This window comes from Polaromonas vacuolata (assembly GCF_012584515.1).
GTDB classification, from domain to species: domain Bacteria; phylum Pseudomonadota; class Gammaproteobacteria; order Burkholderiales; family Burkholderiaceae_C; genus Polaromonas; species Polaromonas vacuolata.
The window spans coordinates 2,503,957-2,528,671 of the sequence record NZ_CP051461.1 but is presented as its reverse complement, the minus strand read 5'-3'; the positions used below and the strand labels follow the sequence as shown (position 1 = coordinate 2,528,671).

At 51.7% G+C, this 24,715-nt stretch carries 24 protein-coding genes and 1 tRNA gene; 23 read left to right on the top strand and 2 right to left on the bottom strand.

The annotated features are described in order from the left end of the window. Positions 1-65 precede the first annotated feature (65 nt). The 21 genes from HC248_RS11525 to HC248_RS11425 all read left to right on the top strand — a co-directional run bounded on the left by HC248_RS11525 (position 66) and on the right by HC248_RS11425 (position 18,926). Complete coding sequence (locus HC248_RS11525; protein ID WP_168922600.1) at positions 66-1,052, top strand: NAD(P)H-quinone oxidoreductase; 987 nt, start codon at positions 66-68, stop codon at positions 1,050-1,052. A 15-nt stretch (positions 1,053-1,067) separates the two neighbouring features. Then, complete coding sequence (gene tpiA, locus HC248_RS11520; protein ID WP_168922599.1) at positions 1,068-1,823, top strand: triose-phosphate isomerase; 756 nt, start codon at positions 1,068-1,070, stop codon at positions 1,821-1,823. A 40-nt stretch (positions 1,824-1,863) separates the two neighbouring features. Continuing rightward, on the top strand, positions 1,864-2,283 hold the full coding sequence (secG, locus tag HC248_RS11515; protein WP_168922598.1) for a preprotein translocase subunit SecG: 420 nt from the start codon (positions 1,864-1,866) through the stop codon (positions 2,281-2,283). Between the two features lie 125 nt (positions 2,284-2,408). Then, a tRNA-Leu gene (locus HC248_RS11510) sits at positions 2,409-2,493 on the top strand. A gap of 86 nt (positions 2,494-2,579) precedes the next feature. After that, on the top strand, positions 2,580-2,939 hold the full coding sequence (locus tag HC248_RS11505; protein WP_168922597.1) for an NADH-quinone oxidoreductase subunit A: 360 nt from the start codon (positions 2,580-2,582) through the stop codon (positions 2,937-2,939). A 126-nt stretch (positions 2,940-3,065) separates the two neighbouring features. Beyond that, positions 3,066-3,545, top strand: coding sequence for a NuoB/complex I 20 kDa subunit family protein (locus HC248_RS11500; RefSeq protein ID WP_168922596.1), 480 nt, complete (start codon positions 3,066-3,068; stop codon positions 3,543-3,545). Then, the gene (locus HC248_RS11495; RefSeq protein ID WP_168922595.1) at positions 3,545-4,171 is read left to right on the top strand and encodes an NADH-quinone oxidoreductase subunit C; all 627 of its coding nucleotides are present in this window, start codon (positions 3,545-3,547) and stop codon (positions 4,169-4,171) included. Before HC248_RS11500 ends, HC248_RS11495 begins: the two co-directional genes overlap by 1 nt. A 37-nt stretch (positions 4,172-4,208) precedes the next feature. Then, positions 4,209-5,462, top strand: a complete 1,254-nt coding sequence (locus HC248_RS11490; protein ID WP_168922594.1) for an NADH-quinone oxidoreductase subunit D — start codon at positions 4,209-4,211, stop codon at positions 5,460-5,462. A 58-nt stretch (positions 5,463-5,520) separates the two neighbouring features. Continuing rightward, positions 5,521-6,048: an NADH-quinone oxidoreductase subunit NuoE gene (gene nuoE, locus HC248_RS11485; protein WP_168922593.1), complete on the top strand. Its 528-nt coding sequence runs from the start codon at positions 5,521-5,523 to the stop codon at positions 6,046-6,048. Further along, positions 6,045-7,436, top strand: a complete 1,392-nt coding sequence (gene nuoF, locus HC248_RS11480) for an NADH-quinone oxidoreductase subunit NuoF (protein WP_168922592.1) — start codon at positions 6,045-6,047, stop codon at positions 7,434-7,436. Before nuoE ends, nuoF begins: the two co-directional genes overlap by 4 nt. 21 nt (positions 7,437-7,457) lie before the next feature. Then, positions 7,458-9,674, top strand: coding sequence for an NADH-quinone oxidoreductase subunit NuoG (nuoG, locus tag HC248_RS11475; protein WP_168922591.1), 2,217 nt, complete (start codon positions 7,458-7,460; stop codon positions 9,672-9,674). Further along, the gene (nuoH, locus tag HC248_RS11470; RefSeq protein WP_168922590.1) at positions 9,671-10,744 is read left to right on the top strand and encodes an NADH-quinone oxidoreductase subunit NuoH; all 1,074 of its coding nucleotides are present in this window, start codon (positions 9,671-9,673) and stop codon (positions 10,742-10,744) included. Before nuoG ends, nuoH begins: the two co-directional genes overlap by 4 nt. An 82-nt stretch (positions 10,745-10,826) precedes the next feature. After that, on the top strand, positions 10,827-11,324 hold the full coding sequence (gene nuoI, locus HC248_RS11465) for an NADH-quinone oxidoreductase subunit NuoI (RefSeq protein ID WP_168922589.1): 498 nt from the start codon (positions 10,827-10,829) through the stop codon (positions 11,322-11,324). Positions 11,325-11,391: 67 nt separating this feature from the next. Then, positions 11,392-12,042, top strand: a complete 651-nt coding sequence (locus tag HC248_RS11460; RefSeq protein WP_168922588.1) for an NADH-quinone oxidoreductase subunit J — start codon at positions 11,392-11,394, stop codon at positions 12,040-12,042. Continuing rightward, complete coding sequence (gene nuoK / locus HC248_RS11455; protein WP_168922587.1) at positions 12,039-12,347, top strand: NADH-quinone oxidoreductase subunit NuoK; 309 nt, start codon at positions 12,039-12,041, stop codon at positions 12,345-12,347. The genes HC248_RS11460 and nuoK overlap by 4 nt, the downstream gene beginning before the upstream one ends. 7 nt (positions 12,348-12,354) lie before the next feature. After that, positions 12,355-14,412 (top strand): NADH-quinone oxidoreductase subunit L, encoded by a 2,058-nt coding sequence (gene nuoL, locus HC248_RS11450; protein ID WP_168922586.1) that lies wholly within the window; start codon positions 12,355-12,357, stop codon positions 14,410-14,412. A 43-nt stretch (positions 14,413-14,455) separates the two neighbouring features. Further along, entirely contained in the window at positions 14,456-15,931 is a 1,476-nt protein-coding gene (locus HC248_RS11445; RefSeq protein WP_168922585.1) for an NADH-quinone oxidoreductase subunit M, read from the top strand. 13 nt (positions 15,932-15,944) lie between these two features. Next, positions 15,945-17,447, top strand: coding sequence for an NADH-quinone oxidoreductase subunit NuoN (gene nuoN / locus HC248_RS11440; RefSeq protein ID WP_168922584.1), 1,503 nt, complete (start codon positions 15,945-15,947; stop codon positions 17,445-17,447). Positions 17,448-17,454: 7 nt separating this feature from the next. Continuing rightward, entirely contained in the window at positions 17,455-17,757 is a 303-nt protein-coding gene (locus HC248_RS11435) for a DUF2818 family protein (protein WP_168922583.1), read from the top strand. 18 nt (positions 17,758-17,775) lie between these two features. Beyond that, the gene (locus HC248_RS11430; RefSeq protein ID WP_168922582.1) at positions 17,776-18,351 is read left to right on the top strand and encodes an NUDIX domain-containing protein; all 576 of its coding nucleotides are present in this window, start codon (positions 17,776-17,778) and stop codon (positions 18,349-18,351) included. A gap of 89 nt (positions 18,352-18,440) precedes the next feature. After that, positions 18,441-18,926 carry a DUF1178 family protein gene (locus HC248_RS11425; protein ID WP_168922581.1) on the top strand — a complete coding sequence of 162 codons (486 nt, stop codon included), beginning with the start codon at positions 18,441-18,443 and terminating at the stop codon, positions 18,924-18,926. 52 nt (positions 18,927-18,978) lie between these two features. Here the strand turns inward: HC248_RS11425 and HC248_RS11420 are convergent, their stop codons facing one another. Beyond that, positions 18,979-20,316, bottom strand: a complete 1,338-nt coding sequence (locus tag HC248_RS11420; RefSeq protein ID WP_238342610.1) for a Glu/Leu/Phe/Val family dehydrogenase — start codon at positions 20,314-20,316, stop codon at positions 18,979-18,981. Between the two features lie 149 nt (positions 20,317-20,465). Then, complete coding sequence (locus HC248_RS11415; protein ID WP_168923807.1) at positions 20,466-22,286, bottom strand: ABC transporter transmembrane domain-containing protein; 1,821 nt, start codon at positions 22,284-22,286, stop codon at positions 20,466-20,468. 90 nt (positions 22,287-22,376) lie between these two features. Here HC248_RS11415 and HC248_RS11410 point away from each other — a divergent pair, with 90 nt between their 5' ends. After that, the gene (locus HC248_RS11410) at positions 22,377-23,030 is read left to right on the top strand and encodes a MarR family winged helix-turn-helix transcriptional regulator (RefSeq protein ID WP_337778946.1); all 654 of its coding nucleotides are present in this window, start codon (positions 22,377-22,379) and stop codon (positions 23,028-23,030) included. A gap of 128 nt (positions 23,031-23,158) precedes the next feature. Beyond that, the gene (locus HC248_RS11405) at positions 23,159-24,652 is read left to right on the top strand and encodes an efflux transporter outer membrane subunit (protein WP_168923805.1); all 1,494 of its coding nucleotides are present in this window, start codon (positions 23,159-23,161) and stop codon (positions 24,650-24,652) included. Positions 24,653-24,715: the final 63 nt, after the last annotated feature.

Here is a 24,715-nt window from a genome sequence, read left to right as displayed (position 1 = left end):
TGACAGCCGCCAACAGCCCGTATGTCGGGCGTTGGCGGCGTACATTAAAAAAAGAATTTTTTCCTATGCGAGCTATTGAAATTACCTCTTTTGGTGGGCCTGAAGTGCTGCGCATGGGTGAGCGTTCTATTCCGGTTCCTGGCAAAGGCGAGCTACTTATTCGCGTCAGCGCCAGCGGCATTAACCGGCCCGACGTGCTCCAGCGCACCGGCAATTACCCTGTGCCTGCAGGCGCTTCGGATATACCCGGACTTGAAGTTGCGGGTGTGATTGACAGTGGTGACTTGGATGCGATTGCAGCTGCCGGCTTAAAGCTCGGTGACCGCGTTTGCGCATTGGTCGCTGGCGGCGGTTACGCTGAACTGTGTGTGGCGCCCGTCGGTCAATGCCTGCCAATTCCCCAAGGCTTTAGCGACATTGAAGCGGCATCGCTTCCAGAGACATTTTTCACCGTTTTTAGCAACGTATTTCAACGCGGCGCCTTGCGCTCTGGTGAAACTTTACTCATTCAAGGTGGATCCAGCGGCATCGGTGTGACTGCCATACAAATGGCCAAGGCGCTGGGCGCTAAAGTCATAGTGACCGCTGGTAGCGATAGCAAATGCGAAGCTTGTCTTGCACTCGGTGCGGATCACGCGATTAATTATAAAAATGCAGATTTTGTTCAGCAGGTTAAGTCATTGACCGACGGCAAAGGTGTTGACGTAATTTTGGATATGGTTGCTGGCAGCTATGTAGCGCGTGAAATTGAATGCCTTGCAGAAGATGGCAGGCTAGTCATTATTGCGGTGCAGGGCGGTGTTAAAGCTGAATTTAATGCTGGCATGGTGCTGCGTAAACGCCTGCATATTACTGGTTCAACTCTGCGTCCTCGTTCACTTGAATTTAAGACCGCAATTGCGGCCGAGTTGCGCGAAAAAATTTGGCCTTTGTTGGCCAGTGGTGCGATTAAGCCGGTGATTCACTCAGAGTTTCCTGCCGCTGAAGCGGCTAAAGCGCATGTGCTGATGGAGTCAAACCAGCACATTGGCAAAATCGTGCTGACTTGGTAGTTTGCTCGGACAAATATGATGAAAAAATTAATTGCAGGAAACTGGAAAATGAACGGTAGCTTGGCTGCTAATGCAGCTTTGCTGGATGAGTTGGCGCAAGGTCTAGTCCAACAACAACATTGCGAAGTTGCCGTGTGCGTGCCCGCGCCTTATCTTGCGCAAGTCCAAGCTATCAAAGCGTCAAGCGCTGGCCTGCTCGGCTTGGAAATAGGCGGCCAAGATTTATCTGCACATGTTTCTGGTGCTTATACCGGCGAGACTTCGGCCGCCATGCTCAAAGAGTTTGGCTGCCGCTATGTGGTCGTCGGTCACTCCGAGCGTCGCCAATACCATCTAGAAAGCGACGAATTAGTGGCGAATAAAACCCGCGCAGCGTTGGTTGCTGGTTTAACTCCCATAGTGTGTGTTGGTGAGACACTGGCCGAGCGAGAAGCCGGTCGCACAGAAGAAGTCGTTAAACGCCAATTGGCGGCAGTGATTCATTTGAATGGTCATTGCATCAGCGAAATCGTTGTTGCTTACGAGCCAGTTTGGGCGATAGGAACGGGCAAGACAGCCAGTCCTGAGCAGGCGCAAGCTGTGCATGCGGTCTTGCGGGCACAGCTAAAAGCCGCCAGCAACAACCCTACGCACGTGAAAATTTTGTACGGCGGCAGTATGAATGCCGCCAATGCCGCTAGCTTGTTAAGCCAAGCTGACATTGATGGCGGCCTGATAGGCGGCGCGGCACTCAAGGCACAAGACTTTTTAACCATTATTTCTGCAGCTTAAAAATAAGCGCAGTTCGAATTTAAATCAGGAGTAGAAAAAAATGAACGTTATATTGACCACAGTGTTGGCTGTCCAGATGCTTACCGCGCTGATCATGATTGGTTTAATCCTGATGCAGCACGGCAAAGGTGCTGACATGGGTGCCGCTTTCGGCAGCGGTGGTTCGGGTAGCTTGTTTGGTGCTAGCGGCAGTGCTAACTTCATGTCGCGCGCCACTGGCATACTCGCCGCAGTATTTTTCTGCTGCACTTTGGCCTTGGCTTATTTTGGTAATGCTTCACCACGTGCAAGCACCAGTGTTCTTGATAATGCAGCGCTTGTGAAACCAGCTGTACCTGCTGCGCCAGCAACCGGTTCTGCGCAAATTCCTGGCACCAGCATGCCAGCGGCGGGAAACACGGCTGTTCCAGTGCCGCCAGCAGTGCCGGCATCGGGTGTTGGCCAGATACCGACGAAATAAGTAAAGATTGATGTACTCCCAGACTGGGAGTGCTACTTTTTCAGGGTAAACTATGAAACTGTTCAGGTAGACAAAAGCGCAAGCTTTCCTCTACTACTTGGACACTGGCTTAACTGCCTAAATGAGCGGACGTGGTGAAATTGGTAGACACGCTATCTTGAGGGGGTAGTGCCGAAAGGTGTGCGAGTTCGAGTCTCGCCGTCCGCACCAAACAAAAATAGCTTGCAGTGCTTTTGCATTGCAAGCTAGTCAAATGACTACTGGCACAAACTGCGCAAGCAGGCTTGGAATCCAAGATGAACCTTGATCAATACCTCCCCGTACTATTATTTATCCTAGTGGGCGTAGGTGTTGGCGTAGTACCTCAGGTACTCGGTCGTCTGCTAGGTCCAGTTCGCCCAGACAGCGAAAAAAACTCTCCTTACGAATGTGGCTTTGAAGCGTTTGAAGATGCACGAATGAAGTTCGATGTACGCTACTACTTGGTAGCTATATTGTTTATTTTGTTTGATCTTGAAATCGCTTTTCTCTTTCCTTGGGCTGTTGCGCTCAAAGAAATTGGCGCAGTCGGCTTCTGGTCAGTCATAATTTTTCTAGGCATTTTGGTCGTAGGTTTTATCTACGAATGGAAAAAAGGCGCCCTAGACTGGGAATGATGTGGCTACGGACTGGTTTGGTAACTCCTGCCCAGTCAACGTTTTCCCTTGCGATATTTTTCGCCCTACAGCAGTACGCACAGTTTCAATAGCTGAACGCGACGGCTCGTAATTTAAGGTACAGACATGTCACTTGAAGGTGTTTTCAACGAAGGCTATATGACCACGAGTTACGACTCTGTGGTTAATTGGGCCAAGACTGGCTCACTCTGGCCTATGACTTTTGGACTGGCTTGTTGCGCTGTCGAGATGATGCATGCGGGCGCAGCCCGTTATGACCTCGACCGTTTCGGCATGTTGTTTAGACCGAGTCCGCGTCAGTCTGACTTGATGATTGTTGCCGGCACACTGTGCAACAAAATGGGCCCGGCTCTACGTAAAGTCTATGACCAAATGGCCGAGCCGCGCTGGGTTTTGTCTATGGGTTCTTGCGCAAACGGTGGCGGTTATTACCACTACAGTTATTCGGTCGTTCGCGGCTGTGACCGAATTGTTCCAGTAGACGTTTATGTGCCTGGCTGCCCACCGACGGCAGAAGCATTAATCTACGGCATTATTCAGCTGCAACAAAAAATTCGCCGCACCAATACGATTGCGAGGGCTTGATGAGTGCCGTCACAACACTGTCAGTTGCCGCTTCGGCAGAAGAAATTGCACAAGCCGTCACCTTAGCGCTAGGCGATAAGCTTCAGAAAATAAAAATTGCATTTGGTGAGGTCACAGTGACTGTAGCGCCTGCGGATTTTCTGGCTTGCGCTACCTTGCTTAAAAGTGCAGAGGGCTGCAAGTTCGAGCAGCTGCTTGATTTGTGCGGCATCGATTATTCAGAATACAAAGACGGGCTTTACGAAGGTCAGCGGTTCTGCGTGTCCACGCATTTGCTGTCTATAAGTTTGAACCAACGTTTACGCTTAAAAGTATTTTGTGCAGACGATGATTTCCCCGTCGTTGATTCGGTTAACAACGTTTGGAATTCAGCCAATTGGTTTGAGCGCGAAGCTTTTGACTTATTCGGCATTATTTTCGAAGGCCATGCTGACTTGCGCCGAATCTTGACCGACTATGGCTTTATCGGTCACCCTTTCCGCAAAGATTTCCCCACTACAGGTCATGTGGAAATGCGCTATGACCCGGAACAAAAACGAGTGATTTACCAGCCCGTCACGATAGAGCCGCGCGAAATCACGCCGCGCATTATTCGTGAAGAGAACTACGGCAGCGGCTTGAAGTAAGCCCGGCCCCTAGTTAAACCGGGAAGAATAGAAAAACATGGCTGAAATTAAAAACTACACGCTCAACTTCGGTCCACAGCATCCCGCCGCACACGGCGTTCTGCGTTTGGTGCTAGAGCTCGACGGTGAGGTGATCCAACGCGCCGATCCGCACATCGGTTTGCTACACCGCGCTACTGAAAAGCTCGCTGAAAGCAAAACCTATATCCAGTCACTGCCCTATATGGATAGGCTAGATTACGTCTCCATGATGTCAAACGAGCAGGCTTATTGCTTGGCAATTGAAAAGCTGACTGGCGTTGATGTGCCGATTCGCGCGCAATACATTCGTGTGATGTTTGCCGAGATCACGCGCCTGCTCAATCACCTGCTTTGGTTAGGCGCGCACGGCTTTGACTGCGGCGCAATGAATATTTTGATTTATTGCTTTCGTGAACGTGAAGCACTGTTTGACATGTACGAAGCCGTCTCCGGCGCGCGCATGCATGCAGCGTATTTCCGTCCAGGCGGCGTCTACCGTGACCTGCCAGAGCAGATGCCGCAGTACCGCGTCAGCAAAGTAAAAAATGCCAAAGCGATCGCAGCGCTAAATGAAAACCGTCAAGGCTCTTTGCTGGACTTTATCGACGACTTCGTCGCTAAATTCCCCGGCATGGTCGATGAATACGAAACCTTGCTCACCGACAACCGTATTTGGAAACAACGTACTGTCGGCGTCGGCGTAGTTTCACCAGAACGTGCCATCAACCTTGGTTTTACGGGTCCAATGCTCAGAGGTTCTGGCATTGCTTGGGATCTGCGCAAGCAGCAGCCCTATGATGTTTATGCCAAGATGGATTTCGATATTCCAGTCGGCAAAACCGGTGACTGCTATGACCGTTATTTGGTGCGTATCGAAGAAATGCGCCAGTCCAATCGGATTATTCAGCAATGCTCTAAATGGCTGCGCGCAAACCCCGGTCCAGTCATTACGGCTAACCACAAGGTAGCAGCGCCCGACCGTGAATCCATGAAGTCCAACATGGAAGAGCTGATTCACCACTTCAAGCTTTTCACCGAAGGCATGCATGTGCCCGAAGGCGAAGCCTATGCGTCGGTCGAGCATCCAAAGGGTGAGTTTGGCATTTACATCGTTAGCGATGGCGCGAACAAACCTTATCGTTTGAAGATTCGTGCGCCGGGTTTCCCACACTTGGCCGCCATGGACGAAATGTCGCGTGGCCACATGATTGCCGATGCGGTCGCCGTGATCGGCACCATGGATATTGTGTTCGGCGAGATAGATCGCTAAACCTTAATCGGAATATTTTTTAAAAAGTATTCCCAAAATATTACAAGAAGATTGAAATATGACGCTTGAAAAAAATACGCTCAAAGCAGCTGCGTTATCCGCGCAAGCTCTCACTCGGTTTGCCCGCGAAGTGGCTAAATACCCAACCGATCAAAAGCAATCCGCGGTGATGGCTTGCTTGACCATAGTGCAAGAAGAATGCGGCTTTGTCAGTGCTGACAACGAAATTGCAGTGGCTGATTATTTGGCCATGACGCCGATTGCAGTGCATGAAGTCACTACCTTCTACAACATGTACAACCAACGCCCAGTTGGTAAATATAAGCTGAACGTCTGCACCAATTTGCCTTGCCAGTTGCGCGATGGCGCAATTGCTCTGGCGCATCTTGAACAGCGCTTAGGTATTCACATGGGCGGCACCACAGAAGACGGCATGTTCACGTTACAGCAATCGGAGTGTTTAGGCGCTTGTGCTGATTCACCGGTTCTGCTGGTCAATGATTTGAACATGTGCAGTTTTATGAGCAACGAAAAGCTCGACCAATTGATAGATGGCTTGATATCTGCCGAGGCAAATGCAGCATGACAATCGACACTAAAACCACAAACCGCGCCGCACAACAAGTGCTGGCTGAATTCTCTGCCACTGGTGTTCAAAGCTGTTTTCACGGCCGTCACATCAGTCCACAAATTCTGGCAGATTTGGACGGTAAAAACTGGCGCTTAAAAGACTATGAATCGCGCGGCGGTTATCAGGCGCTGCGTAAAATTTTGGGGACTGACGGCCAAGGCGGCATGACCCAAGATCAAGTCATTGCTGAGGTCAAGGCTGGCGGTCTGCGTGGCCGTGGTGGTGCGGGTTTCCCGACCGGACTGAAGTGGAGTTTTATGCCGCGCCAGTTTCCCGGACAAAAATACTTAGTCTGTAATTCAGACGAAGGCGAGCCGGGCACTTGCAAAGACCGCGACATCATGCAGTTCAATCCGCACAGCGTGATTGAAGGCATGGCTATCGCCGCTTTTGCCATGGGTATTTCTGTAGGTTACAACTATATTCACGGCGAGATTTTTGCTACTTATTTGCGTTTCGAAGAAGCCTTAGAAGAAGCCCGCGCTGCCGGTATGTTGGGCGAGAAAATCATGGGCAGTACGTTCAGTTTTGAACTCCACGCTGCACACGGTTTTGGCGCTTACATTTGCGGCGAGGAAACTGCGCTTTTAGAGTCGCTAGAAGGTAAAAAAGGTCAGCCGCGCTTTAAGCCGCCTTTCCCCGCTAGCTTTGGTCTGTACGGCAAGCCGACCACGATTAACAACACCGAAACCTTCGCTGCAGTGCCTTGGCTAATTCGCAACGGCGGCACGGCTTATCTCGAGTGCGGCAAGCCTAACAACGGTGGCACCAAGATTTACTCGGTGTCTGGCGATGTTGAATTGCCGGGCAACTACGAAGTGCCAATGGGCACACCGTTTTCCAAATTATTAGAGCTCGCTGGTGGCGTTCGAAAAGGACGCACTTTAAAGGCTGTGATTCCTGGTGGATCGTCTTCGCCTGTGTTGCCTGCGGCCATCATGATGGACTGCACGATGGACTACGACTCGATTGCCAAGGCCGGCTCTATGCTGGGTTCCGGCGCTGTCATCGTGCTCGATGACAGTCGCTGTATGGTCGAGAGTCTTAAACGTTTGTCTTATTTTTATATGCATGAATCTTGCGGCCAATGCACACCTTGCCGTGAAGGCACGGGCTGGTTGTGGCGCGTGGTTGAACGGATTCATACTGGCAAGGGTAGGTCTACTGATTTGGATTTACTCAACTCAGTCGCGGACAACATTCAGGGCCGTACAATTTGCGCACTCGGTGACGCTTCGGCCATGCCGGTGCGCGCCATGATTAAGCATTTCCGCCATGAGTTTGAAGCCATGATTTCGCAAAATCCGGCCGCGTCCGGTGCCACTTCGCCAGCAACTGCCTGAGCATGAAAAGAGAATAGCAATATGGTTGAGATAGAACTGGACGGCCAAAAGGTCGAAGTGCCGGCAGGTAGCACGGTGATGAATGCAGCTGAAAAAGCGGGTACCTACATCCCGCATTTTTGTTATCACAAAAAGCTCAGCATTGCGGCTAACTGCCGTATGTGCTTGGTGGATATTGAAAAAGCACCAAAGCCTATGCCGGCTTGCGCGACGCCAGTCTCTCAAGGCATGGTCGTGCACACTAAAAACGACAAAGCCATCAAAGCCCAAAAGGGTGTGATGGAGTTTTTGCTGATTAATCACCCGCTTGACTGTCCAATTTGCGATCAAGGTGGCGAGTGCCAGTTGCAAGATTTGGCTGTGGGTTATGGCTCTGGGTCTTCGCGCTACGAAGAAGAAAAGCGCATGGTCGCCGTCAAAGACATAGGTCCGCTGGTTTCTATGCAAGAGATGAGTCGCTGTATTCATTGCACCCGCTGCGTTCGTTTTGGCCAAGAAGTTGCCGGCGTGATGGAACTCGGTATGTCGCACCGCGGCGAACACGCAGAGATAGAAACCTTTGTTGGCATGACGGTGGACTCAGAACTGTCTGGCAACATGATTGATATTTGTCCGGTGGGCGCGCTGACCAGCAAGCCTTTTCGCTACAGCGCCCGCACGTGGGAATTGTCGCGTCGCAAGTCTGTCAGCCCACATGACTCGACCGGCGCTAATTTGATTGTTCAGGTTAAGTCCAACCGCGTGATGCGGGTCTTGCCTTTAGAGAACGAAGATGTCAATGAGTGCTGGATTGCTGACCGCGACCGTTTTTCTTATGAGTCCTTGAACAGCGACGAGCGTTTGATGACGCCCATGATTAAGCAGGGTGGTATTTGGAAGTCGGTTGACTGGCAAACTGCGCTTGAGTACGTTGCCAATGGTTTAAAACAAATCAAAGCTGACCACGGCGCTCAAAGCATTGGTGTGTTGGCCAGTCCGCACAGCACGCTTGAAGAGTTATTTCTTGCCGGCAGTCTGGTACGCGGCTTGGGTAGCGACAACATTGATTACCGCTTGCGTAATGCTGATTTTTCACAACACTCAGCTATTCGTTGGCTGGGGATGAGTATTGCCTCGCTGTCGAATTTGCAGCGTGTGCTGGTTGTTGGTTCTAATTTGCGCAAAGACCATCCGCTGTTTGCTCAACGTATTCGTCAAGCCGTGCGCAAGGGCGGCAATGTCAACAGCATTAATTCTGATCTTGAATTGTTTGATGCCGACGCTTGGGCCATGCCTCTTGCCAATCGCATCACCGCACCTGCGTCTGACTGGGCCAAAGCTTTAGCCGAGGTGGCGGCCGCGATTGCGCTGGAAAAAGGCATTGCTGCGCCGGTCGCTGTTAGTTTAGAAGGTGCTGCTGGCGTGACAGCTAAATCGATTGCTGCCTCCCTAATTGGTGGTGAACGCAAGGCTATTTTGTTAGGTAATGCAGCCGCTCACCATGTCAACGCCTCAAGCTTGTTGGCACTGGCCAATTGGATTGCAGTGCAGACTGGTGCCGGCATTGGTTACCTAAGCGAAGCGGCTAATACAGTGGGTGCCCAGCTTGCAGGCGCTATGCCAAATGGTGAAGGTCTGAATGCCGCTCAAATGCTAGACGGTCAGCTCAAGGCGGTGCTGCTTTTTGGTAATGAACCGGCTTTTGATTCGGCCAATCCTGCGCAATCATTGGCGGGTATTAATCAGGCGCAAATGGTGGTGACACTCAGCCCGTTTAAAGCCAATATGAGTTTTAGCGATGTGTTGCTGCCGATTTCGCCTTTTACAGAAACACCGGGAACCTTTGTCAATGCTGAAGGCAGACTGCAAAGCTTTCACGCAGTCACCAAGCCTTTGGGTGACACGCGTCCCGGCTGGAAAGTGCTTCGCGTCTTGGCTAATTTGCTGGAATTACCCGGCTTCGCATACGAAACCGCCGCCGATGTGCTGGCGCAAATTCCGGGTGCAAATGACACGCATATCGCGGCTGAGCGATTGGGTAACGGAACCCTTGCCAGCATCACGCTAGACAGCCCTGTTTTGGCCCCTAGTGCTTTGGGTGCTGCACCCACGGTTCCGGCGGTCGCCAGTATTTATCAGCTTGACTCCATGGTTAGGCGCTCAACTTCTTTGCAACTCACAACAGATGCACAAAAAGCGCTGCTGCAAGTTCAGTCTGCATTACAGTCCAAGAACCCTAGCGCTGGAGTAGCCGCATGATTGATGCTTTCCACGCTTTTGGTCAGGGCCTAATGGGCGGTATCTGGCCAACAACTGTCTGGCCTGTGCTTTGGACATTGATCAAGATTGTCTGCGTGCTGTTGCCCCTGATGGGTGCAGTTGCCTACCTCACTTTATGGGAGCGCAAGGCGATTGGTTTTACCCAAATTCGTATGGGCCCTAACCGCGTTGGTCCGTTTGGTTTGCTACAACCCATTGCGGATGCATTAAAGCTGCTGACTAAGGAAATCATTATTCCAACAGCCGCCAGCAAAGGCTTGTTTGTATTAGGTCCCATCATGACCATCATGCCGGCGCTTGCGGCGTGGGCAGTGATTCCTTTTGGACCTGATGTGGCTTTAGCCAATATCAATGCGGGCTTACTATTTTTGATGGCGATAACTTCGCTAGAAGTTTATGGCGTGATCATTGCGGGCTGGGCATCCAATTCTAAGTATGCGTTTTTGGGTGCTATGCGCGCTTCTGCGCAAATGGTGAGTTACGAAATTGCCATGGGCTTTTGCTTGGTGATTGTGCTGATGGTGTCGGGTAGTTTGAATATGACCGACATTGTGATGAGCCAAGGCAAAGGCATGGCGGCTACCAGTGGGATGGGGATTTTCTCTTGGAATTGGTTGCCATTGCTGCCTATTTTTGTGGTTTTTTTCATCTCTAGTTTGGCTGAAACTAATCGCCACCCATTCGACGTGGTCGAAGGCGAGTCAGAAATTGTCGCCGGTCACATGGTCGAGTATTCCGGCATGGCGTTCGCGATGTTTTTCCTCGCCGAATACGCCAATATGTGGCTGGTCGCGATTCTTGCCGTGTTGCTCTTTTTGGGCGGCTGGTTGCCACCGTTTGAGTTTCTTGCCTTCATACCGGGCTGGATTTGGTTGGGTCTAAAAACCTTTATGGTTGTGACTACCTTCCTCTGGGTACGTGCAACTTTCCCACGCTTTCGCTATGACCAGATCATGCGTTTGGGCTGGAAGATCTTCATCCCCGTCACACTGGTATGGCTGGTTGTGGTCGGTGCATGGATGCAGACCTCTTACAACATCTGGAAATGAGCGTGATTTTTCAAGCTCTACATTCTTCGCGGCCAACTGATGGTTCGCGGTTTTTCTTCAAGCGTTCAAGCAGGACACCGTCATGACCGCAGTAGCTTCCGTCAAGGATTTCGTCAGCAGTTTTATGCTCACCGAGTTGTTCAAGGGCATGGCCCTGACCGGTAAATACATGTTTAAGCGCAAGATCACGGTGCAGTTTCCTGAAGAGAAAACACCGCAAAGTCCGCGTTTTCGTGGACTGCATGCGCTGCGCCGTTATGAAAATGGTGAAGAGCGTTGCATTGCTTGCAAACTCTGTGAAGCCGTCTGCCCCGCCATGGCGATCACGATTGAGTCCGATGTGCGTGAAGACGGCAGTCGCCGCACATCGCGCTACGACATTGATTTGACGAAATGTATTTTTTGCGGTTTTTGCGAAGAGAGTTGCCCGGTTGACTCGATTGTTGAAACGCATATTTTCGAATACCACGGCGAAAAACGCGGTGACTTGTATTTCACCAAAGACATGTTGCTCGCCGTCGGGGACCGTTACGAAACTGAAATCGCTGCGAATCGCGCAGCTGACGCTAAGTTTCGCTAAGCCTAAAGCCTTGCGTTTTCCTTGACCCGTATATTGCCGACAGTTCCCAGAAAGAATCCAAAATAATATGGACGCTAGAACAGCCCTTTTTTATGTCTTTGCCACCGTGATGTTGTTCGCGGCGTTCAAGGTCATCACGGCGCGTAATCCCGTGCATGCCGCACTCTTTTTAGTGTTGGCCTTTTTCCAAGCTGCCGCTATTTGGATTTTGCTAAAAGCAGAATTTTTAGCCATCGCTTTGGTGTTGGTTTATGTCGGCGCGGTGATGGTGCTTTTCCTGTTCGTTGTGATGATGTTGGACATCAATCTCGACGGCGTGCGTAAAGGTTTTTGGAAGCATTTTCCGCTTGCGGGTTCTGTAGGCGCCATCATTGCACTGGAAATGTCTTATGTGCTGATGGGTGGTTTTCGTGAGCCACCAAAGCTTGCCTCCGCAGTCGCTGCTGGTGACATAGGTGCGCAAGTTTCTAACACCAAAGAATTGGGCAAAGTTCTCTACTCATCCTACCTATATCCGCTAGAAATTGCTGCTGTGATACTTTTGGTGGCGATAATTGCGGCGATCGCTTTGACCATGCGGGAACGCAAGGATTCCAAATCGTCGAATCCGGCCGAGCAGGTCAGGGTTAAGGCCAAAGACCGAGTCAGCTTGGTCAAAATTAATTCAGCCAGCCCGCAAGCGGCTCAAGCAAATACCGATGGGGAGAAGACGGCATGACGCTGACTCTGGGACATTTTTTATCGTTGGGCGCTATGCTTTTTGCGCTCTCAGTGATTGGGATTTTTCTCAACCGCAAAAACCTTATTGTTTTGCTCATGGCCATCGAATTGATGCTGCTGGCGGTGAATATGAACTTCGTGGCTTTCTCGTATTACCTTAACGATATGGCTGGTCAGATTTTTGTCTTTTTCATATTGACTGTCGCCGCTGCCGAATCCGCTATCGGTCTGGCCATTCTCGTGCTGCTGTTCCGTAACAAGGCCAGCATCAACGTAGACGAACTCAACACGCTGCAGGGTTAATTACAAAATGAGTCAAACCCTTTCCGCATCCACCTTACTGGTGGTGGCGCTTGCGCCGCTGGCCGGCGCAATTATTGCCGGTGTTTTTGGCACCACTTTTGGCGGCAACGTCATAGGTCGCCGTGCCTCTCACAGCGTGACCATTCTTTGCGTCTTTCTGTCTTTTGTTCTTTCGGCTTTGACGCTGAAAAGTGTGGCCATGGATGGCGCACATTTTAATGAGACGCTTTACACCTGGATGGTGGTGGGCAACCTGAAGATGGAAGTCGGCTTTTTAGTCGACGGTCTGACTGCAATGATGATGTGCGTCGTGACGTTTGTCTCATTGATGGTGCATATCTACACGATTGGCTATATGGAGGAAGACAAAGGCTACAACCGTTTCTTCGGCTATATCTCTTTGTTCACTTTTTCCATGTTGATGCTGGTCATGAGCAACAACTTGCTGCAACTGTTTTTCGGCTGGGAAGCCGTGGGCTTGGTGTCTTATTTATTGATCGGTTTTTACTTCAATAAACCGACCGCGATATTTGCCAATATGAAAGCCTTTTTGGTCAACCGCGTGGGCGACTTTGGTTTTATTTTGGGCATTGGTTTGCTCGCCGCCTATGCCGGCACGCTGAGCTACTCTGAACTTTTTGCCAAAGCTGATGAGTTGGCTTTGCTTACTTTGCCGGGCACTAGCTGGATGTTGGTGACGGTTATTTGTATTTGTCTTTTCATCGGTGCGATGGGTAAATCAGCGCAGTTTCCACTGCATGTTTGGTTGCCTGATTCGATGGAAGGCCCAACGCCAATTTCTGCTTTGATTCACGCAGCGACCATGGTGACCGCTGGTATTTTCATGGTGGCGCGTATGTCGCCGCTGTTTGAACTCAGTGACACAGCGCTGAGTTTTATCATGATTATTGGCGCTATTACTGCGCTCTTCATGGGCTTTTTGGGCATTATTCAAAACGATATTAAACGGGTTGTTGCTTACTCAACCTTGTCTCAGCTTGGCTATATGACCGTGGCACTTGGTGCTTCGGCTTACTCGGTTGCCGTATTCCATTTGATGACCCACGCTTTCTTTAAAGCCTTGCTGTTTCTTGCTGCCGGATCCGTCATCATGGGCATGCATCACAACCAAGACATCCGCTGGATGGGTAATGTGCGCAAGTACATGCCGATTACTTGGATCACTTCCTTGATTGGATCTTTAGCCTTGATAGGCACACCGTTTTTCGCTGGCTTTTACTCTAAGGACAGCATTATTGAAGCGGTTGCTGAAAGCCATTTATATGGCTCTGGTTTTGCCTACTTCTCGGTGCTCGCCGGTGTTTTTATCACTGCGTTTTATTCGTTCCGGCTTTACTTTTTGGTCTTCCACGGCAAGGAGCGTTACGCGCTTAATCCCGATGCGCATCACGACGATCATGCTGACGCGCATGCTAAGCCTGATGTCCATGCCAAGCACGATGACCACGGCCACGCTGCTGCTAAACCGCACGAGTCCCCATGGGTAGTCACATTGCCGCTGATTTTGTTAGCTATACCTTCAGTTGTTATTGGCTACATCGCTATCGATGCCATGCTCTACAGCGACTTCTTTAAAGGTGCGATTTTTGTCGATGAAGTGCGGCATCCGGTGATGGAAGAGCTTGCTTCAGCTTTCCACGGCCCAGCGCAAATGGCGCTTCACGGTTTGTCGACCGCGCCTTTCTGGTTAGCCATGGCTGGCGTGGTATCGGCTTGGTATATGTATTTGATCAATCCGGCTGTACCGGCGGCGATCAAACGTACTTTTATGCCTATCTACATACTGCTAGAGAATAAATACTATCTCGACTGGTTTAACGAAAACGTTTTGTCACGCGGCACGCGCATGCTGGGTCAAACCTTGTGGCAAGTAGGCGACGTTAAATTGATCGACGGCATTGTGGTGAACGGTTCGTGGAAACTGGTCGCAAAGATTTCTAGTTGGGTGCGCCGTATCCAGACTGGCTTTATCTACCACTACGCGTTCGGCATGATCATTGGCGTATTTGTGCTGATGACTTACTTTGTCTGGCTCAATCGCTAGGCCTCGGCCATTAGCGTTTCATCAATAAGAATAAGGAATGAAGATGGGTTTGTTGAGCCTTGCCATTTGGATGCCAATTATTTTTGGCGTGGTGCTGCTGGCGCTCGGTCGTGATGACCAAGCGCGCAGTGTGCGCTGGATCGCGCTGATAGGCGCCACCTTGAGTTTTCTCGTGACAATTCCTTTGTATACCGGCTTTAAGCTAGGTACATCGGCGATGCAGTTTGTTGAGTTGGAGAGTTGGATACAGCGCTTTAATGTTAACTACCACCTCGGTGTGGATGGCATTTCGCTGTGGTTTGTGTTGCTGACGGCTTTTATCAATGTGGTCGTCATCATCGCCAGTTGGGAGTCGATTACTCACCGCGTGAATCAGTACATGGCATCGTTCCTGATACTGAGTGGTTTGATGATTGGTGTTTTCAGCGCGCTCGACGGTTTGCTGTTTTATGTTTTCTTTGAAGCGACCTTGATCCCGATGTATTTAATCATCGGCATCTGGGGTGGACCGAACAAGATTTACGCGGCGTTTAAGTTTTTCCTCTACACCTTGCTCGGCTCTTTGCTGATGCTGGTGGCGTTGATATTTCTCTACAACAAATCCGGCGGCAGTTTCGATATTCTCACCTGGCACCAACTCAAACTTGGCGGCACGATTCAGACGCTGTTGTTTTTCGCTTTTCTTGCAGCCTTTGCCGTCAAGGTGCCGATGTGGCCAGTCCACACGTGGTTGCCTGATGTGCACGTCGAAGCGCCAACAGCCGGCTCTGCTGTGCTGGCGGCCATCATGCTCAAGCTCGGTGCTTACGGCTTTTTACGTTTTTCGCTGCCCATAGCGCCTGACGCTGCGCATGAATGGGCTTGGCTGATGATTGCGCTTTCCCTCATTGCTGTGATTTATGTGGGCGTTGTGGCGCTGGTGCAGACGGATATGAAAAAGCTAGTGGCTTATTCATCGATTGCGCACATGGGTTTTGTGACGCTAGGTTTCTTCATCTTTAATGATGTGGGTTTGGCCGGCGGTATTGTGCAAATGATTGGCCACGGTTTTGTTTCAGCCGCTATGTTTTTGTGCATTGGCGTGTTGTATGACCAAGCGCACTCACGTGAAATTTCCAGCTACGGCGGCGTTGTTAACACTATGCCAAAGTTTGCCGCTTTCGCTTTGTTGTTTGCAATGGCTAATTGCGGGCTGCCTGCTACAGCCGGTTTTGTTGGCGAATGGATGGTGATTTTGGGCGCGGTGCAGTTCAACTTCTGGATTGGCATGGCGGCGGCTTCAGCATTGATTTTCGGTGCGGCTTACACGCTGTGGATGTATAAGCGCGTCTACCTTGGCCCGGTCACAAACGACACGGTTAAAAAACTCAAAGACATCAATGCGCGTGAATTTTTCATGCTTGGCCTGTTGGCATTTGCGGTGATGTATATGGGTCTTTATCCCAAACCTTTTACCGATGTGATGAACAGCTCGGTGGCTGACTTGCTCCGCCATGTCGCCTTATCCAAACTGAACTAAAGCTAGAAGACAGATGATTGACAAACTATCCTGGATAACGGTCTTCCCTGAGATCGTCCTGCTGGTCATGGCCTGCGTGATTTTGCTCGTTGACTTGGGCGTGACCAGCCCACGGCGCAACCTAACCCACGTTTTGACCTTGCTCACCTTAGCGGTTGTGGCAGCCCTTGAGGCAGCTTATGCAGTCAGCGGTCTGACCATTTACGGTTTTGGCAACATGGTGGTCAGTGATCCCATGGGTGCATGGCTTAAATGTTTTGCCAGCATTGCGATGATGGTCACCATGATTTACGGCCGACCTTATGCGGCTGACCGCGACATGCTGCGCGGGGGAGAATTCTTCACGCTTGGCTTGTTCGCGCTGTTGGGCATTTTCGTGATGATTTCTGGCCATAACTTTTTGGTCATCTACATGGGTTTAGAGCTCATGACACTCTCGAGCTATGCCTTGGTTGCGCTGCGCCGCGACAATGCGACGGCCACTGAAGCTGCGATGAAGTATTTTGTGCTCGGTGCGCTGGCTTCTGGTTTCTTGCTCTACGGTTTGTCCATGATTTATGGCGCAACTGGTTCGCTCGACGTCAACGAAGTGTTCAACTCAATTGCCAGCGGTCAGGTCAAGCATCAAGTGCTGGTTTTTGGCTTGGTGTTTGTGGTTTCTGGTTTGGCGTTTAAGTTAGGTGCTGTGCCGTTTCATATGTGGCTGCCTGACGTTTATCAAGGCTCGCCAACGGCGATTACTCTGCTCATAGGTGGCGCCCCACAATTAGCGGCTTTTGCTATCGTGATGCGACTTTTGGTGGAGGGCATGTTGCCTCTGGCAATTGACTGGCAACAGATGTTGGCCATCATGGCCATAGGCTCTTTGCTAGTCGGTAATTTAGCCGCTGTCGCGCAGACTAATCTCAAACGTATGCTGGCTTATTCCACCATTTCACAAATGGGCTTTTTGCTTCTCGGCATGATGTCTGGTGTGGTCAATGGCAATGAGTTCAATACTGAAATGGCTTATAGCGCATCAATGTTTTATGCGATTAGCTACGTGCTCACCACCTTGGCCGCTTTCGGTGTGGTGTTGCTACTAACCCGCGCTGGACATGAGTCTGAAGAAATCTCCGATTTGGCTGGTCTGAATCAACGCAGCCCGCTTTATGCTGGCGTGATGGCTATGGCCATGTTTTCACTGGCTGGCTTGCCGCCGCTGCTTGGGTTTTATGCCAAGCTATCAGTGCTGCAAGCGCTGATTTCTTCGGGTAAAACCAGTTATCTTGTGCTGGCTTTGTTTGCCGTCATGATGTCGCTGGTGGGTGCTTTTTACTATCTGCGGGTTATCAAGGTTATGTATTTCGATGCACCGCGTGCGCCTAACAATACGCCAATCACGGCGCCCAAAGATGCGGCTATTGTGTTGTCGGTGAATGGCGCGCTGCTGCTAATTTTGGGTGTGATGCCGGGCGGCTTGATGACGCTTTGCTCACAGGCCATCAAAAGCATAGTCACATCTCTCGGCGTCTGATTAATCCATGACCCAAAACGTATCGGTCTGGATTACTGTTCTTTTTGCACTACTCGCCGCCAACCTGCCATTTCTGTCGCGGCGTTTGTTTTTAGTGATCGCATTAAAGTCGCCTAAAAACTTGGCGACTCGTTTTGCCGAACTAGTCGTGTTTTACTTTGTGGCAGGCAGCTTAGGGCTTTTGTTGGAGCAGCGTTTAGGTCAGATCGCACCGCAGGGCTGGGAGTTCTACGCGATCACCGGCACGCTGTTTGTGACGTTTGCTTTTCCCGGTTTTATTTATCGCTATCTGTTTAAGCATCATCAATAAATCAGCTGGATTAAGAGCATGAAAGACGACCACCTTCGCGAAATTACGCTGGCTTCAGAGCAAATTTTGCGTGGTGGTTTTTTACATGCACTGCGTGACACGGTGCTACTGCCCGATGGCACGCAAGCCATGCGTGAATACATTATTCATCCGGGTGCGGTGATGGTGGTAGCTTTGCTCGATGATGGTCAGGTGGTGCTAGAGCGCCAGTTTCGTCATCCCATGCGCAAGGTGATGATTGAGTTTCCTGCTGGCAAGTTAGATGCCGGCGAGGCTGCCCTGGATTGTGCTCGGCGTGAGTTGCTGGAAGAAACCGGATACAGCGCCAAAGAGTGGGCCAGAGCCGGTGTGCTGCATCCTGTGATTTCTTATTCCACTGAGTTCATAGATATTTGGTTTGCCCGCGGGCTGTCTCTGGGTAAGCGTAAGTTAGATGCTGGAGAATTTCTCGACGTCTTTAGTGCCAGCCCGCAGCAATTGTTAGCTTGGTGTGCGGATGGCAGCGTGACCGACGCTAAAACGCTGACTGGCATGCTGTGGCTGCAAAATGTATTGTCGGGTGCGTGGTCGCTGGATTGGCAGCAGCCGGCTTGATCGCTCTGCGCCAAACTTGCTCGTCTGGCTTTACCTATTCAGAGTTCAGGGATGTTTTCATCCGGCTTTTGTCTCCGTGATAATGGCTTATGAAAGTTCTCAATCTTCAGTGCGGTCAACGTCATTCATTTGAAGGCTGGTTTGCGTCTGAGGAAGACTTTCAGTCTCAGTTATCCCGCTCCTTAGTGGCTTGCCCTTTGTGCGCTGATACCAGCATTGTTAAGTTGCCCAGTGCACCTCGGCTTAATTTAGGCGCAACGGCTGCGCCGTCATCGTCGCGAGAGACTATCCCTGAAAATCAATTAGTGGCTTCTGGGTCTGAGCCGACTGATGCGCTCAAGCCCAGTACGGCTGCACAGGCGGTTTTTCTCAAAGCTTTGCGGGAAGTTTTGGCGAATACCGAGGATGTAGGCGAACGCTTCGCCGATGAAGCCCGCAGCATGCATTACGGTGACTCCGAGAGCCGCAGTATTCGCGGTCAGGCCAGCCTGCAGGAGGCCGAAGATCTGGCGGATGAAGGGATTGATGTACTGGCTTTTTCCTTGCCTGCAGCGCTCAAAGAGACCTTGCAATAGCCGCGTTTTAAGCGCCTTTTCTATCCGGGCCCTTAGGCCCGGATGACTTCGCTTAAGGGTATAAACCGCGCAATTCGCGGGTACGCAATATTCGCTGGCAAGCGACGATGAAAGTGGCAGTGCGCAGACTGACCTTGCGGCTTTGCGCGACGTTCCAGATGACGGCAAAAGCTTCTTTCATGATCTTGACTAAGCGCAGATTGATTTCTTCTTCATCCCAGAAAAAGCTTGAAAAATCCTGCACCCATTCAAAGTAGCTAACCGTCACGCCGCCGGCGTTAGCGATGACGTCTGGCAAGACCAATACATTGCGTTCTGCCAAGATGTCGTCAGCCGCTGGTGTTGTCGGGCCATTCGCACCTTCAATCACCATGCGCGCTTTGATGCGTCCGGCATTCGCCGCTGTGATTTGCTCTTCTAAGGCGGCGGGTATCAAGATGTCGCATTCGACGTCCCAAAAGCTGTCGTCACTGATTTTTTCGGCATCGACAAAACCGCTGACGCTACCGGTTTCTTCGACATGGCGCAAAAGAGCGGGTACGTTCAGACCCGCTTCGCGGTAAATCGTGCCACCATGGTCTTGGACGGCTACAACCCATGCGCCGGCTTCTGCAAACAGTTTGCCAGCTACGCCGCCTACATTTCCAAAGCCTTGCACAATAATGCGTGCGCCTGAAATCTCCAAACCTATGTGTTTGGCCGCCTCCACGCCAACCGTGAATACGCCACGGCCGGTGGCTTCACGCCGGCCTAGTGAGCCGCCCAAATCGACCGGCTTGCCGGTGACTACGCCAGTGGCGGTCGAGCCGGTGTTCATGGAGTAGGTGTCCATCATCCAGGCCATGGTTTGCTCGTTGGTGTTGACGTCTGGGGCCGGTATATCTTTATTCGGGCCAATGATGATGCCAATCTCGCTGGTGTAGCGGCGCGTCATGCGCTCTAGCTCTCCCCTTGTGAGCAGCTTGGGATCAACGCGAATGCCGCCCTTTGCGCCACCGTATGGAACGTTTACCGCTGCGTTTTTAACTGACATCCAAGCTGACAAAGCCATGACTTCTGACAGTGTGACGTTTTGGTGAAAGCGCACGCCACCTTTGCCCGGTCCGCGTGAGACATTGTGTTGGACTCTGTAGCCTTCAAAGTGCGCAATTGTGCCGTCATCCATATGGATGGGGACATCAACAATCAGAACTCGTTTCGGGCGTTTTAGCGTTTCTGCCCATCGCGCTAGACTGCCTAGGTGGGGAATGACACGGTCAACTTGCTGCAGGTAATTGCCCCAGGGCCCGAGGTTGTCGGCCTGAAGGTAAGACGGCAGTGCGTGTTGTGTGTGTTGGTATTGAGCGCCAATCGGGTGAGGTGGGCTAAGAGGGTTGGATGCTTGTGACATGGGTAAAACTCCTGATGAAGATAAAAGCCGCAAGTTGCCTAGCTTAGAGTCCTATTGCTTAATTGTCTAAGGCTTGGTTTTTTAAAGTCCATGCCGGATTGGCATGGATGCACAAAATGGTTTTCTTTTTAAGCGCCGACTATTCTTATTTAAACCGTGAACTGCAAAGCCGCAAGACGCGCATAAATTCCGCCTTTTGCGACCAGTTCGGCATGCGTGCCTTGCTCGACCAGCTGGCCTTGATCCAACACTAATATACGCGTCGCCTGCTGCACGGTTGCAAGTCTGTGGGCAATGACAAGTGTGGTTCGATTTTTCATCGCCGACTCGAGTGCGGCTTGCACCATGCGTTCGCTCTCGGCGTCAAGTGCGCTGGTGGCTTCATCGAGCAGCAAAAGCGGCGCGTTTTTTAGCATCGCTCGTGCAATCGCAATGCGTTGGCGCTGACCGCCCGATAAGCGTACGCCGCGCTCGCCCAAAAAGGTGTTGTAGCCCTCGGGCAGGGCGGTGATGAACTCATGCGCGAACGCCGCTTGGGCTGCGGCCATGGTTTCTTCGTCGCTGGCGTCGGGTTTACCGTAGCGAATATTCTCCAGTGCGCTAGTCGAAAAAATCACCGCGTCTTGCGGCACTATGCCAACTTGTTGGCGCAAGTCTGTCAGCGCCATGTCTTTGATGGCGACACCATCTATGGTGATGCGGCCCGAACTGGGGTCATAAAAACGCAGCAGTAACTGAAACAGTGTGCTTTTTCCTGCGCCGCTAGGGCCCACGACGGCGACTGTTTCGCCGGGTGCGACTTGCATGCTGAAATTGCTTATGGACGGCAGCAAAGGTCGTGAAGGGTAGTGAAAAAGAATGTCTTCAAAGCCTACTGCTGTGCCCCGTTGGGTGTGTGGTGCCGTCACCGGATTGATCGGCGAGAGTACCGGTGAGCGCGCTTGCAGCAACTCCATTAGCCGCTCGGTAGCACCGGCTGCGCGCAGTAAATCGCCGTAGACTTCGCCCAACACCGCTGCCGCGCTGGCCAAAATAATCACATACACCACGGTCTGGCCCAGATGGCCGGCTGTGATATCGCCGCGCATCACCGCCTGCGTGCCTTGGAATAAGCCAAACAACAGCGCGGCTGATGTGGCGATGATGATGAAGGCCACCAGCACCGAACGCGCCTTGGTGCGCCGTACAGCAACCGCAAATGCCGCAGCAGTTGACTGATCAAAGCGTGCGGATTCGCGCGCCTCGGCACTGTAACTCTGCACGACGGGTATGGCGTTGAGAACTTCGGCGGCGATAGCGCTGGAGTCGGCAACTCGGTCCTGGCTGGCACGCGAGAGCTTGCGCACGCGTCGGCCAAACATAACCGAAGGTACCACGATCACGACCAGAACACCTATGACTTGCACCATTAAATAAGGGTTGGTATAGACCAACATAAATAGCGCACCAACACCCATGACGGCGTTGCGCAAACCCATGCTCAGCGATGAGCCGACCACGGTTTGCACCAGCGTGGTGTCGCCCGTCAGACGGCTGAGAACCTCGCCGGTTTGTGTCGTTTCAAAAAATGCCGGGCTTTGGCGCAGCACATGTGAGTAGACCGCATTGCGCAAATCGGCTGTGACGCGCTCACCTAGCCAGCTGACCATGTAAAAGCGTCCCGCAGAAAAAAGTCCTAAGGCTGCAGCGACCGCAAACAACTCGAAAAAATGATTCCGCAGCCCGAGAATTTGTTCACCCTTGCCGGCATCCGTCAAACCCGGGCTACCCAGACCACCGTCAATCAGACTGCGCAAGGCCAATGGAAACACCAGCGTGGCGACCGCAGCGAGCACCAAAAACATCGCGGCAAACGCAATCTGTAGTCGATAAGGCTGTAAAAAAGGCAATAGACCTGAAAGTGATTTGGGTGAAGTTTTTGCGCCTGCTAGCGGAGAAGAAGAGAACGATTTGTCGGGTGTTTTAGCCATGCTATGGAGTTTAACCATAAACCAGTCTTTGAAAGTTGCGTATGCAAACATAGCCTTGACAATGTTTGCATAGGCAGTTATTATTCCGCCATGTCCGATAAACCTATTTCACCGCAAAACCCACTGGCTAATTCCATGGCTTCCACGGCTTCCACGGCTCTCACGGCTTTTACAGCTGATTCAGGACACTCCAAAGATTTACCAAGCACCCAAGACGAGGCGCAAGAAGTAGTTCGTGAGTTCTATCGCCCTGAAGGCTATGAGCCCGAAGAAAGCGTTGGCTACATGATGCGCCGCATTCTGTCTTTGGTTGGCCACGGCATTGAGCGCGAAATGGAGCCCAATGGCTTGACCAACGCCCAGTGGCTGCCTTTGTTCAAACTCCACAGAGGCATGGCCTCTACGGTGGCCGAGCTGGCGCGCGAATGTGATCTAGATGCCGGCTCCATGACCCGCATGCTAGACCGCCTAGAAGCCAAGCATCTCTGCCAGCGCGTGCGCTCATCTCACGACAGACGGGTCGTGAATATCGAATTGACTGAGGCTGGTGTGCTGGCCGCACAGGAAATTCCCAAGTCGCTATGCCGGGTTCAAAACGACCATTTGGTGGGTTTTTCAGACGCTGAATTTCAGCAATTCAAAGCCTATTTGCGCCGTGTTTTGAACCGAGCTCAAGTGCTGAGTAACGTGCGCTGTGAAACGCCAGACAAGTCAGATAAACCTGCCAAAGCTGACAAAGATTAAATTTTTCTCAATTTCGAATCATGAACAACATGCCCAGCAATCCACAACTTCTCACTACCGTCGGCACGTCACCGGCAGCACCGTATCAAGCAGATCAGGCTTTGCCGATCTGGCGCGCATCATCTCGCATGGCCTTGGTGACACTGGCCAGTCTGCTGGCCGTTGGCATCATGGCTACGGGTTGCGCTGACATGTCAGGTATCCATTCCAGCGCCGATCTGCGCAATGCAGATTCTCTGGGTTTGAGCGCCAGCGCGCCCGAGCAGGCGCTGAAAAACATGCCAGTAGAGAAGTGGTGGACTGACTTTGGTGACGCACAACTTGACGCGCTGGTTGCCAAAGCACTGGAAAATAATCCCAACCTAAAGCTAGCCCAAGCCCGCCTCAAGCGGGCGCAATCTTCGATTGAAAGTGTCGCCGCCGCCGCCGGACCACAGCTGCAAGCTCAGTTAGATGTGACGCGTCAGCGCTACAGCGCCAACGGTTTAGTGCCGCCGCCGCTAGCTGGCAGCACAGTGAACAACGCAACCGCTCAACTCAGTGCCAGCTGGGAGTTAGATTTTTTCGGTAAAAATCGTGCGGCACTAGATGCTGCTATCGGCACGGCCAACGCCAGCGCCGCCGATGCACAAGCGGCCCGCGTGCTGCTCGCCAGCAATGTGGCGCGCAGCTACTTTCAACTGCTGCGTTTGAATGACTTGGCGGCTGTAGCAAAACGCACATTGGCGCAGCGCCAAGAAACCCTAAAGCTGGTACAGGACCGCGTGGGTGCCGGTTTGGATACACGACTAGAACTGCGTCAGAGCGAAGGCGGATTGCCAGAGGCGCGGCTACAGTTAGAAGTAGTGCTGGAGCAAGCCGCACTCACCCGCAATGCGCTGGCTGCTTTAACCGGCCAGAGCGAGGCCCAAGTTTCTGCCTTGCTGCAAGAGTTGCCGGCATTGACGGCTATCCATCCAGTCGCCTTGCAAGCTAAGTTATCTGCCGACTTGTTGGGCCGACGTGCCGATATTGCCGCTGCGCGCTGGCGTGTCGAGGCGTCATCCAGCTTGGTGGCCAATGCCAAGGCCGAGTTTTATCCCAATATCAACTTGGTCGGTTTTGCTGGATTTTCTAGCCTAGGTCTGAATCGACTTTTTAGTGCTGGCAGTCAGCAAATTGGCGTAGGTCCGGCGCTGCGTTTGCCGATTTTTGATTCCGGTCGCTTACGCGCCAATTTGCGCGGCAAAACTGCTGACCTCGATATTGCCGTAGAAAGCTATAACGCCGCTGTGATTGATGCCGTGCGTGATGTCTCCGATCAGCTCAGCTCATTAACCGCTATTGAGCGCCAGCAGCAGCAGCAGTCACTGGCCCAAAGTGCAGCGCAAGACGCCTATGACATTGCGGTACAGCGCTACAAGGCTGGCTTGGGCAACTTCATTAATGTGCTCACGGCAGAAACCAGTGTCTTGACCCAGCGCCGTCTGGCGGTTGATTTGTCAGCCCGTGTGCTCGACACGCAAGTGGCCTTGATACGGGCGTTAGGCGGCGGTTATTCGGCTAGCGCGCAGGCCAGCTTTTCTAACTCAGCAGTTTTAGCCGGCAATCGAGTCATCGAAACCAGCGCAAGAGCCCAATAACAACAGATTTAAGTTTTCACTTTTTATTGCGCGGCAAGCCGCCGCTAAACAACCCTTTAATTG